Source organism: Salinimicrobium sp. WS361, from assembly GCF_050750585.1.
GTDB lineage: Bacteria > Bacteroidota > Bacteroidia > Flavobacteriales > Flavobacteriaceae > Salinimicrobium.
This window is the reverse complement of the sequence record NZ_JBOJLM010000020.1, coordinates 43,286-54,579: the sequence shown is the minus strand read 5'-3', so window position 1 is coordinate 54,579 and position 11,294 is coordinate 43,286. Positions and strand designations below refer to the sequence as shown.

Sequence of the window (11,294 nt, the reverse complement as noted above, 5' to 3'; positions counted from 1 at the left end):
TAAAAACCTATGACCCCGTCGGGGTCGTATGGTTGAGGGCTTCAGGTGTTATATACATGTGACCCCTTCGGGGTCTTGGGTTGAGGAGTTCAGGAGTTATAAATATGAGACCCCTCCGGGGTCTTGGGCTTGTGACGTGTTCCCGTCAAAATATAAGACTCCGTCGGGGTCTGACCATCAGGATCCAAAGGATCCAACATTTCGTATTCAACTTCGGCAGGGGGTGACCCCGAAGGGGTCAAATGTTTATAGATAAACGAAATATCCATCGAATTACATTAATAGGAATCAAAACAAACAATCCAATCCGATTTAATATAACATGAATTGAAAACGCAAAATAGAAAACCATTACATAATAATGAATCGAAGATGTGTACCCGCGTTAGGGATAGCAGCGGAAATCCTTTTTGTGAAGTATGAGCAAAAAGATTGAAGCGGATAGCCCGACCCGCATGAGCGGTAGCGAAGGCGGGGAACGTCTAAATGATTAAAATTATCAGGATTTTCGGTCTCGTTTTGCAGGGGAAGACCATTTGTCTGTAAGTTCGAGAAAATCATAGTCGAGCGCAGAGGGTTGTCTTTCCAGCTGTCTTCCCTGAAAGGCCCTTTGTAAAATGTCTTCTATATAATAGTCTTCCTGGTTTTTTGCAGGATCGAATTCTTCTTTTAGCGAAATATCAAAGAAACTGGCTGTGGTGTTATACCAAAAAGCCCGCCAACCACTCTTGAGATCTTTTACAAGATCAAAAGCCGTAATCCCGGTTTGCCTGTGAATCAATTTTACAAGGATCTGCCCCTCGGTGCGTGTCAATTTCTTTAATTCGGCCGAGAACTGATTTTCAATATAATTCTGGACTATTTTTGTGTAGCGTTTTTGGTCCCGCCTGGATTTTATTTGATCAAGCCTGCTATTGAGCTCTACCAACCGCTCTGAAGCCAGTTTGGCATAAGGATAAACTTTTATCGTCTTGCGGCGAAGAATAAGATATTTACGTCTTTCAAGATCATTATCAAACTTTAGCCGGCTCAAAATAAGTACCTCGTCGAGGTCTATATGTGAACGTGCAATGGTATCTCCCTCGATGATGTAATATTCATATTCCACACTATCCTGCACGGGCTCTTTGACCTGAGCAAATGCAGCGGCCGGGATCAAACACAGAAAAATGAATAAAATCTGCTTCAAAATATTCGTTTTCAACATGGGAGCTAAAATCATTCCAAAATTACATTATCTATAAATTGTCAGCTCTTCAAATCTTCCTAAATTCGTGCAAAAGAATAAAATAATGAGTCAGGAAAAAATTCTTACTGAAAAGTCGATAGATTTCTTAGAAAAATATTTGAATAACGCAGCGCCTACAGGCTACGAATGGGAAGGCCAAAAGCTGTGGATGAATTACATAGAACCTTATGTTGATGAGTTCATTACAGATACTTACGGTACCGCTGTGGGAGTGATAAACCCCAAAGCAAAATATAAGGTAGTAATAGAAGGTCACGCCGATGAAATCTCGTGGTATGTTAACTACATTACCGATGATGGTTTGATCTACGTAATTCGCAATGGCGGCAGTGATCATCAAATCGCCGCTTCCAAAAGGGTAAACATTCATACCAAAAATGGTATTGTAAAAGGGGTTTTTGGATGGCCGGCTATTCACACCCGCGATAAGGAGAAAGAACAGGCTCCAAAACTTGACAATATTTCTATTGATGTTGGCTGCTCTTCAAAAGAGGAAGTTGAAGCCCTAGGCGTTCACGTGGGCTGTGTGATTACCTACCCCGATGAGTTTTTTATTCTGAATAAGGACAAGTTTGTTTGCCGTGCCCTAGACAACCGCATTGGAGGTTTTATGATTGCTGAAGTTGCGCGTATGCTCAAGGAGAATAAGAAGAAATTACCTTTCGGACTTTACATTACAAACTCGGTACAGGAAGAAATTGGCCTTAGAGGTGCCGAAATGATCACCCAGCGCATTAAACCTAATGTTGCTATAGTGACCGATGTTACCCACGATACCACTACTCCAATGATCGAGAAAAAAACCAACGGTCTTACCAAAATTGGAAATGGCCCGGTAATCTCGTATGCACCGGCCGTTCAAAACAAACTGCGCAATCTTCTCATCCAAACTGCTGAAGACAAACAGATCCCATTCCAACGTATGGCTTCTTCAAGAATGACAGGGACAGATACTGATGCTTTTGCCTACAGCAACGGCGGTGTGGCATCGGCTTTGATCTCCCTTCCCCTACGCTACATGCACACCACTGTTGAAATGGTGCACCGCGATGATGTGGAGAACGTTATCAAATTGATCTATGAAAGTTTACTGCAACTAAAGGATGGTGATACCTTTAGTTACTTTGAATAAATAGCATCCAAAAATGCCATTTTTGAGCCTCCTTTTTTAGGAGGCTTTATTTTTTCTGAAGTTTTCACATTTCTTTACATAGAAGAGATATCGATGAAAACTATATTTAGGAAAAAAATTCATGGTGCTTTCCTCTGATGAAGTAAATTCACTCATCTCTAACCCAGACCTTGCCGCCGAAAAGGCAAATCTTCAATATACTTCTGAAGACGACCTGTGCATAGAACGCCGAAAAAGAGGAAAAGGATATCAATACCTGCACGAAGGAGAGCCTTTAAAAGATGAAGAGGCCCTGGCAAGGATCAAAAAACTGGTGATCCCACCAGCGTGGGAAAAAGTGCGAATCTGCCCTCATTCCAAGGGACATTTACAGGTTGTGGGGCTTGATGCCAAGCAACGCAAGCAGTACATGTACCACCCCGACTGGAGGAAGCTTAGAAATCTCACCAAGTTTTACAAGATGATCTCCTTCGGAAAAGTTTTACCCAAAATTCGGGCGCAAGTAGACAAAGATCTCGATAAAAAGGGAATGCCACAGGAAAAAGTACTGGCCCTAATAATAAGGCTTATGGAGGAGACCCATATTCGCATTGGTAATGAAACTTACGCCAAACAAAACAAATCTTACGGACTTTCCACACTTAGAAGTCGGCATGTAAAGATCTCAAAAGGGGAAATGAAATTCAATTTTTTTGGGAAACGCGGAATTGAAAATACCGTTTCTATTCGCGACAAGAAACTCATTAAGCTGGTGAATCAATGCGAGGAAATTCCGGGTTGGGAGGTCTTCAAATATATTGGAGAAGATGGGAAAAAACACAGTATTGATAGCGGGATGGTCAACGAATACATTCAGGACCTTAGTGGCTCACTTTTCTCGGCTAAAGATTTCAGGACCTGGAGTGCCACCAAGATCTTTTTCGAGAAATTGCGAGAAATTGGTTATGTCGAAGAAGAAAAGCAGAATAAAAAGAATATCCTCGAGGCTTATGACGCTGCTGCCGAAGCTTTGAACAACACCCGCAGTGTATGCCGCAGCTACTACGTGCATCCTCACGTGGTAGACTTGTATGAAACAGGAGGCATAGTTCCATATTTTAAAAAGGTAGAAAGAAAACGCACCTCAAAACCCAACTTCTCACAAACTGAAGAAGTGCTGCTGGAAATACTCAAGGATTTTGAAATAGAACTGGAAGAAAAAGAAGTTAAATCAAAAGATTAATTTTAGCTGACATCTCTTCTGAAAGTCATCTTCTGAAATTTCTTAAAAAAGGTTCTGTCATAGAAATTAAGAAAAGTTCTTTTGCCTAAATTAGCTGTATGAAAAACACTATTGCAGCAAGAATAGCGGACTTCCTGAAGAATTTTCCGCCGTTTGATCTGCTTCAGCAAGAACAACTTTTTACCCTGGCCAGCGAAGTCAAAGTTGTTTACATAGAAAAGGGAAGAAGCATCTTTAAAGCAGGGGAAGAACAGCATCAGTATTTTTACGTGGTCAATAAAGGAGCTGTTTCAGTATTAAAGCCTGAAAATGAGATTTTAGAGACCGTTGATAAATGTGATGAAGGCGATATTTTTGGTTTGCGGCCCTTGTTTGCAAAAGAAAATTACCTGCTGCAAACACTCGCCGATGAAGAGTCTATACTGTATGGGATTCCTATTGATATCTTTAAACCAATTGCAGAAAATCACCCCAGGGTAAGAGAATTCCTGTTGCAGAGTTTTGCTTCCAATACCCGAAACCCCTATGCTTCGGGAGACAAAGGAAAACTTCTCACCTCAACTTCACCCGTAGTTGCAGCTCAAAATCTTTTTGAATTACAACCGGCACCCATTACCCGTAAAGTAATCACCATTTCTCCTGCCACCACTGTTCAAAAAGCAGCACAGAAAATGAAATCCAGAATGGTAGGTTCTCTGGTTGTTGTAGAAGACAATATTCCGGTGGGTATAGTTACCGATGAAAACTTTAGAGACCTTGTTGCTAACGGAATTGCCCTTGAAGCGGTTCCTGTTTCAGAAATCATGAGTTCTCCTGTGATTTGTTACTCAAAAGGCATTACAATTTCGCAGGCCCAACTCACTATGATGAAACATGGGATTGACCATATTTGTATTACCGAAGATGGCACTCCAAATTCCCAGGTCATCGGGATTCTTTCTGCTCATAACATCATGCTGTCTGAAGGGAATAACCCTTCGATTCTGATGAAGGCGATTCAGCGGTCCAACAGCACCAATGAACTGAAGAAGATCCGGAATAAAATTACTTTGTTACTAAGAGGTTATCTGGAAAGTAATATTCCTCTCAACCTCATCTCGAAGATCATTTTTGAGCTTAATGATGCCTCTATTAAAAGGATTATTGATAGATGTATAAAAAAAATGCCTGCTCCTCCCCCAGCCGAATTTGCCTGGTTGTCTTTAGGGAGCCAGGGCCGGAAAGAGCAACTACTGCAAACCGACCAGGACAATGCAATTATTTTTGATGATGTTGCACCCGAACATCATGTTGCTACCAAAGCTTACTTTCTTGAACTGGCAAAAAAGGTAAATAAACGTCTGAGTATAATTGGTTATGAATATTGCCCGGTAAATACCATGGCAAAAAATGAGCAATGGTGTAAAAGTCTTTCGGAATGGAAAGAACAGGTGGCACTATGGATCACTAATGCAGGAAATGATGAATTGCTGCTAAGTTCAATATTCTTTGATTTTGATATCTCTTATGGAAATGTAAAATTATCCAACGTACTATCTGACCACATTTTTGAATTAACCCGAAACAACAGAAGGTTCACTTCTGCCCTGGCTGCAGTTACATTAAGAAATCCGCCGCCTCTTGGATTTTTCCGGCAATTCGTAGTAGAACATGATGGGGAAAACAAAGACACTTTCGACATTAAAAAGAGAGCCATAACTCCCCTCACAGATGCAGGAAGGCTTTTGATCCTCTCCCACGAGGTTAAAAATTTGAGCAATACTTCCGAAAGATTTGATAAACTGGCACAACTGGAGCCATCAAACAGGGAGCTTTATCTCGCTTGCTCATTTGCATCTAAAGCTCTTTTGAAATTTAGAACAAAGCAGGGCATCAAAGAACGTAATAACGGCAGGTTCATCAAACTCGAAGAGCTAAGTAAGGAGGAAAAAATGAAGTTGAAAAGGTGCTTTAGAAGCTTAAAAGAAGTGCAGGATCTTGTAAAGATTAGATTCGAAATTCCGGGATATCATGTTTAATTTTTTAAAGAAGAAAACCCCGGAATTTCCGGAATTCTGGAACGCTTACGAAGCGAAATTTCAGGAGGAACTACCTTCATTAGTTTCACAAACACCTTTTGTTGTTTTCGACACAGAGACCACGGGCTTTAATTATAAAAATGACAGAATCCTGAGTATTGGCGCTGTGAAAGTAAAGTCTAATGAATTAAATGTTTCTCAAACTTTCGAGCATTATTTACAGCAGGAAAGATTTAATCCCGAATCGGTAAAAATTCACGGTATACTTAAAGAGGAAAAAAAAGAAAGCCTTTCCGAAGAAGAAGCTATCCGTGCATTTTTAGAGTACATAGGGAACGCTGTCCTGGTTGCCCATCACGCAGTTTTTGATATTAAGATGGTCAATTCAGCTTTGAAAAGAAGGGGATTGCCAAAATTGAAGAATCCGGTTTTGGATACAGGATATCTTTACAGGAGGACGCTGTTAAACTCCAACCTCGTAGACAAGGAGAAAAATTATTCCCTGGATGAAATTGCCGAAGCTTTTATTATTGATGTAAAAGACCGGCATACCGCAATTGGCGATGCATTCATTACTGCAATAGCTTTCCTAAAGATCCTCGGAAAGCTCGACAAGAAAAAGGAGATGAAATTAAAGGAACTATTAAAGCTCTAATCTTAATTTCATCTCCTCATTTAACTTACCTTATGTTCTATATTATTTTGCTTCAGCCATAATCTCATCCACTATTTCAGGGTTTAGCAGCGTTGAAGTGTCTCCAAGATTATCGGTATCATTAGAGGCGATCTTTCTTAGAATCCTCCTCATAATTTTACCGCTTCTCGTTTTTGGAAGTCCGCTTACAAACTGGATTTTTTCAGGTTTTGCAATTGGGCCCAGGGTTTGAGAAACAATATCTTTTATTTCCTTCACCAGTTCTTCGGAAGGTTCAACTTTATCATATAATATCACATAGGCATAAAGTGCATTCCCTTTTACTTCATGTGGGAAACCTACTACCGCACTCTCTACCACGTGTTCATGTTCATCAATGGCATTTTCTATAGCAGCAGTTCCCAGGTTGTGTCCAGAGACTATAACAATATCGTCTACCCTTCCTGTAATTCGGTAGTTACCTGTCGCATCGCGATATGCCCCATCGCCTGTAAAATATTTGTTTTCAAAAGTAGAGAAATAGACTTCTTTATAACGTTGATGGTCACCGTAAATAGTACGCGCAATAGATGGCCATGGAAATTTAATGGCCAGTCTTCCTTCTACAGGTTCACTTGTATTTGGTATTTCCTCTCCCTCACTATCCATAAGTACAGGTTGAACACCAGGTAGTGGTAATGTTGCAAAAGTTGGTCTGGTGGGTGTGATCCCTGCCAGGGGCGATATCATTATAGCTCCTGTTTCAGTCTGCCACCAGGTATCTACCACAGGACAATTTCCTTTCCCTACATTATCATTATACCAGTGCCATGCCTCTTCATTGATAGGCTCGCCTACACTTCCAAGGACTTTGAGTGAAGACAGGTCATGGTTTTCTACAAAACTCAGGGGTTGTTTAGCAAGTGATCTTATTGCTGTAGGAGCAGTATAAAAATGTGTGACCTTTAATTTATCTACAATATCCCAAAACCTTCCGTAGTCGGGATAACTTGGAATACCTTCAAACATTACGGTTGTAGCACCAGAAGCCAGAGGTCCGTAAATAATATAGGAGTGACCGGTGATCCAGCCAATATCGGCAGTACACCAGTAAACATCATTTTTCTCGAGCTGAAACACGTTTTGAAAGGAATAAGTGGTACCCACGAGATAACCTCCCACGGTGTGCACCATACCCTTGGGTTTTCCTGTTGAGCCTGAAGTATAAAGTATAAACAACATATCTTCGGCATCCATAACTTCTGGAGGACATTCTTTTTCGGCTTTTTGAAGTTCATCAAACCAGAACTTATCCCTTCCTTCCTTCATAGGTGTAGGTTCAACCGTGCGACGATATACGATCACCGTTTCTACACCCGGTGTTTCCTCAAGGGCCTTATCGCACATCTCCTTTAAATTCACCTTTTTGGAACCTCTGTACACCTCATTTGCCGTGATAAGCATCTTACAATCTGAATCGTTGATTCGCCGAGCTATGGCCGAACTGGAAAATCCTGCAAAAACAATAGAGTGAACAGCTCCAATTCTCGCACAAGCCAGCATGGCGATAGCCAATTCGGGGATCATGGGCATATAAAGACAAACTCTGTCTCCCTTTTTAATGCCATTGTTCTTAAGTACGTTGGCAAATCGGGAAACTTTTACGAAAAGCTGCCGGTAAGTAATATACCGGGATTCCTCATCAGGGTCGTTAGGTTCCCAAATTATGGCAGTTTTATTCCCCAGGGTGTCCAGGTGACGGTCAAGGCAGTTTTCTGTGATATTCAACTTTCCGCCCTGAAACCATTTTACTTCTGGTTTTTTAAAATCCCATTCCAGGGTTTTATCCCACTTTTTCTGCCAGGTAAAAGTAGATGCTACTTCATCCCAAAAAGCTTCAGGATCTTTTATGCTTTTTTTGTAAGCCTTCTTATAGTCGGCAAAAGTGCGTAATTGTAGATTTTCCATTTTTTAAAATTAGGAAAAGCTTCTTCAAAAACAAATAAATTTTCAGTGGGTGCTCAAAAATGACATTTTTGAGAGGTATTTTTCCGAAGGAATAAATATTACCCACGTTCGTTATTTTTTCTGAAATATGTATCTTTAAGTAAGTACAGGATTTTTTAAACTTCAGAAAAACCTATGGAATTTATCGACTATTACAAGGTTTTAGAGCTGGATAAGAATGCTACTAAAAGTGATATAAAGAAGGCTTACCGGAAGTTGGCCCGCAAATACCACCCCGATCTCAATCCAAACGACACCGCTGCCCAGAAAAAATTTCAGCAGATAAATGAGGCTCACGAAGTGCTCATAGATCCCGAAAAAAGGAAAAAATACGACCAATACGGCAAAGACTGGCAGCACGCTGAAGAATTTGAAAAAGCAAAAGCCCAGCAACAGTATCAGCGGCAGTCTGGTAGCGGTTTTGACGGAAGAACCGGAGGATTTGGTGGTGCTGAAGGTTTTAGCGGTGGCGGATTTGAAGGTGGGGATTTTTCAGATTTTTTCGAATCTATGTTTGGAGGAGCTGCAGGTGGCAGACAAAGAACCACTCGTTTTAGAGGACAGGATTTTAACGCCGAACTGCATCTTAACCTCACCGATGTTTATAAAACCCACAAACAAACCCTTACAGTTAACAATAAAAACATAAGGCTCACCATTCCTGCCGGAGTTGAAAATGGACAAACCATTAGGATCAAAGGCTATGGTGGAGAAGGGGTGAATGGCGGGCCGAATGGGGACCTGCTCCTTACTTTTGCCATTAATAACAATACTACTTTTAAAAGGGAAGGAAAACAACTTTACAAGGATGTTGAGCTCGACATATTTACAGCAATTTTAGGTGGAGATCTTTTGATCGACACCTTTGACGGAAAGGCAAAACTTACAGTAAAGCCGGAGACACAAAATGGCACTACCGTAAAACTTAAAGGGAAAGGATTCCCTGTGTACAAGAAAGAAGGAAGTTTTGGGGATCTTCTTGTTACTTACAAACTGAAAATTCCAACCAAACTGAGTGTGCGTGAAAAGGAACTTTTACAGGAATTAAAAAAACTGCGGAAAAATGGATGATCAATATATCTCAATTATAGAATTTTGTGACTGCCACCAACTCGAGTATTCATTTATTCACCAGCTTACAGAACACGGGCTGATACAAACCCTAATTATAGAAGAAAATGAGTATATTGAGCAGGAACAGGTGAGAGAACTGGAGCGAATTGTAAGGCTACACTATGACCTGGAGATAAATTTTGAGGGAATAGAAGCCATAAACCATTTACTGGGCCGTGTTTCCCTTTTACAAAATGAAGTTAGGCTGTTGCAAAATCGCCTAAGACGCTATGAAGACTAATATTTAAACCCTAAACTACCCTATGAAATCAGCACTGACCCTTTTTACAGTAATTACTTTATTATTATCTGCACAAACCTGCAACAACAGCCAAATCCAGGAAGATACCACTCCTGCGGCTGAAGTAAACGAAAAAACCATGGAATTGACCGGCACCATTCGGGAACAGGGAATAACCTCTTACCAATACGGCACCCATACCATTACCACTTCAGACGACAAGTTCTATGCTCTCAAAAGTGATGCAGTAGACCTGGATGATTATGTAGAGGAAAAGGTCACTTTGGTTGCTGAAAAAATTGAAGGCTACCCTCTTTCAGGAGGCCCCGAATATCTTTTGGTGTTAGAGGTTAAGTGAAGGTAAATTTACGAAGGTAGAAATACGAATTTCAGTTGGCAGTGCGCAAGGTTTAGCAGGCAGTGGTAAGAAAAGTAAGACTATATTTTTTTTTAGATAGTTGCTGGGTGTGGCCCTATCGATTTAAAAATATCTCAGGTGACATAATAGGCGCTTATCTGGAACACAGGTTGGGCTAGAGCCCTGTTTAACTGAATTTCATTAGTCCCCGACTTAAAAGTCGGGGCAATTTATCTTCTGGGAGACATTGTTCAAATAGCGGGTTCGACCATTTTTTCACGCCCTACCAATAATGAAAAAAGCTCAACCTGGCAATCTGTTAAACAGACTTCTAACTTCGTATTTCTAAAATCTAACTTCTTCAATCCTAACTCCTAAGAAACTCCAGCACATTTTTCTCAATCCGCTCTTCGATCCTTGAGATGTCGGCTTTTATGAATTGTTCGCCGGTAATTTGTTCGTAGAGTTCAATATAACGTTCGGAAACTGAATTGATGTACTCCTCGCTCATCTCCGGAATTTGCTGTCCTTCTTTTCCCTGAAAGTCATTCTGAATAAGCCACTGTCTTACAAATTCTTTAGACAGCTGCTTTTGTGGTTCTCCAGATTCCAGTCTTTCCAGATAACCTTCAGCATAAAAATAGCGGGAAGAATCGGGCGTGTGGATCTCATCAATAAGTACTATTTCGCCATCTTTAGTTTTACCAAACTCATACTTGGTATCGACCAAAATGAGGCCGTTCTTTTTTGCAAGTTCCGTTCCGCGTAGAAAGAGCTGTTGTGTATATATTTCCAGCTTGTGATAGTCGGCTTCAGAAACAATTCCTCTTTTTAGAATCTCATCTCTGGAAATGTCCATGTCATGTTCACCGGAGTCGGCTTTGGTTGTTGGGGTAATAATAGGTGCGGCAAAAGCTTCATTTTCCTTCATATCTTCGGGTAAATGTACTCCGCAAAGACTTCGCTTCCCGCTGGCATATTCCCTTGCGGCGTGTCCGGTAAGGTAGCCTCTAATTACCATCTCAACCTTAAAGGGCTCGCAGCTCTCCCCTACTGCCACATTTGGATCGGGCGTGGCCTGCAGCCAGTTGGGCACAATATCTTCTGTAGCTTTCATCATTTTGGTAGCGAGCTGGTTGAGGATTTGTCCTTTATACGGAATTCCTTTAGGCATCACAACATCAAAAGCCGAAAGCCTGTCGGTCACGATCATGACCAGCCGGTTATATTCAAGAGTATAGACATCCCGTACTTTCCCTTTGTAAACAGCTTTTTGACCGGGAAAATTGAAATTGGTAGAGGTAATAGTGTTCATTAAAA

Annotated in this window: 10 protein-coding genes; 7 read left to right on the top strand and 3 right to left on the bottom strand. The window is 40.9% G+C overall.

Going from position 1 to position 11,294, the window contains the following annotated elements:
• Window positions 1-499 precede the first annotated feature (499 nt).
• Window positions 500-1,189 (bottom strand): DUF4294 domain-containing protein, encoded by a 690-nt coding sequence (locus tag ACQ93I_RS15485; RefSeq protein WP_431699307.1) that lies wholly within the window; start codon window positions 1,187-1,189, stop codon window positions 500-502.
• A gap of 103 nt (window positions 1,190-1,292) precedes the next feature.
• Between ACQ93I_RS15485 and ACQ93I_RS15480 the strand changes: the two genes are divergently transcribed.
• The 4 genes from ACQ93I_RS15480 (at window position 1,293) to ACQ93I_RS15465 (ending at window position 6,276) form a co-directional block, all read left to right on the top strand.
• Complete coding sequence (locus ACQ93I_RS15480; RefSeq protein WP_431699306.1) at window positions 1,293-2,381, top strand: M42 family metallopeptidase; 1,089 nt, start codon at window positions 1,293-1,295, stop codon at window positions 2,379-2,381.
• 121 nt (window positions 2,382-2,502) lie between these two features.
• Complete coding sequence (locus ACQ93I_RS15475) at window positions 2,503-3,603, top strand: DNA topoisomerase IB (RefSeq protein WP_431699305.1); 1,101 nt, start codon at window positions 2,503-2,505, stop codon at window positions 3,601-3,603.
• 98 nt (window positions 3,604-3,701) lie between these two features.
• Window positions 3,702-5,621, top strand: a complete 1,920-nt coding sequence (locus ACQ93I_RS15470; RefSeq protein WP_431699304.1) for a DUF294 nucleotidyltransferase-like domain-containing protein — start codon at window positions 3,702-3,704, stop codon at window positions 5,619-5,621.
• Window positions 5,614-6,276 (top strand): 3'-5' exonuclease, encoded by a 663-nt coding sequence (locus ACQ93I_RS15465; RefSeq protein WP_431699303.1) that lies wholly within the window; start codon window positions 5,614-5,616, stop codon window positions 6,274-6,276. The genes ACQ93I_RS15470 and ACQ93I_RS15465 overlap by 8 nt, the downstream gene beginning before the upstream one ends.
• 42 nt (window positions 6,277-6,318) lie before the next feature.
• Here the strand turns inward: ACQ93I_RS15465 and acs are convergent, their stop codons facing one another.
• Entirely contained in the window at window positions 6,319-8,223 is a 1,905-nt protein-coding gene (gene acs / locus ACQ93I_RS15460) for an acetate--CoA ligase (RefSeq protein WP_431699302.1), read from the bottom strand.
• Between the two features lie 174 nt (window positions 8,224-8,397).
• Here acs and ACQ93I_RS15455 point away from each other — a divergent pair, with 174 nt between their 5' ends.
• The 3 genes from ACQ93I_RS15455 to ACQ93I_RS15445 are packed head-to-tail and all read left to right on the top strand — an operon-like array spanning window position 8,398 to window position 9,974.
• Window positions 8,398-9,333 carry a DnaJ C-terminal domain-containing protein gene (locus tag ACQ93I_RS15455; RefSeq protein ID WP_431699301.1) on the top strand — a complete coding sequence of 312 codons (936 nt, stop codon included), beginning with the start codon at window positions 8,398-8,400 and terminating at the stop codon, window positions 9,331-9,333.
• The gene (locus tag ACQ93I_RS15450) at window positions 9,326-9,616 is read left to right on the top strand and encodes a chaperone modulator CbpM (protein ID WP_431699300.1); all 291 of its coding nucleotides are present in this window, start codon (window positions 9,326-9,328) and stop codon (window positions 9,614-9,616) included. Before ACQ93I_RS15455 ends, ACQ93I_RS15450 begins: the two co-directional genes overlap by 8 nt.
• 22 nt (window positions 9,617-9,638) lie before the next feature.
• Complete coding sequence (locus ACQ93I_RS15445; RefSeq protein ID WP_431699299.1) at window positions 9,639-9,974, top strand: hypothetical protein; 336 nt, start codon at window positions 9,639-9,641, stop codon at window positions 9,972-9,974.
• Window positions 9,975-10,341: 367 nt separating this feature from the next.
• On the opposite strand, the gene ACQ93I_RS15440 is transcribed toward ACQ93I_RS15445, so the two are convergent.
• Window positions 10,342-11,289 (bottom strand): phosphoribosylaminoimidazolesuccinocarboxamide synthase, encoded by a 948-nt coding sequence (locus tag ACQ93I_RS15440; protein ID WP_431699298.1) that lies wholly within the window; start codon window positions 11,287-11,289, stop codon window positions 10,342-10,344.
• Between the last annotated feature and the right edge of the window lie 5 nt (window positions 11,290-11,294).

Coding starts and splice junctions, on each gene's coding strand:
- ACQ93I_RS15480 (WP_431699306.1), top strand. CDS start 1,293: ATGAGTCAGGAAAAAATTCTTACTGAAAAGTCGATAGATTTCTTAGAA.
- ACQ93I_RS15475 (WP_431699305.1), top strand. CDS start 2,503: ATGGTGCTTTCCTCTGATGAAGTAAATTCACTCATCTCTAACCCAGAC.
- ACQ93I_RS15470 (WP_431699304.1), top strand. CDS start 3,702: ATGAAAAACACTATTGCAGCAAGAATAGCGGACTTCCTGAAGAATTTT.
- ACQ93I_RS15465 (WP_431699303.1), top strand. CDS start 5,614: ATGTTTAATTTTTTAAAGAAGAAAACCCCGGAATTTCCGGAATTCTGG.
- acs (WP_431699302.1), bottom strand. CDS start 8,223: ATGGAAAATCTACAATTACGCACTTTTGCCGACTATAAGAAGGCTTAC.
- ACQ93I_RS15455 (WP_431699301.1), top strand. CDS start 8,398: ATGGAATTTATCGACTATTACAAGGTTTTAGAGCTGGATAAGAATGCT.
- ACQ93I_RS15450 (WP_431699300.1), top strand. CDS start 9,326: ATGGATGATCAATATATCTCAATTATAGAATTTTGTGACTGCCACCAA.
- ACQ93I_RS15445 (WP_431699299.1), top strand. CDS start 9,639: ATGAAATCAGCACTGACCCTTTTTACAGTAATTACTTTATTATTATCT.
- ACQ93I_RS15440 (WP_431699298.1), bottom strand. CDS start 11,289: ATGAACACTATTACCTCTACCAATTTCAATTTTCCCGGTCAAAAAGCT.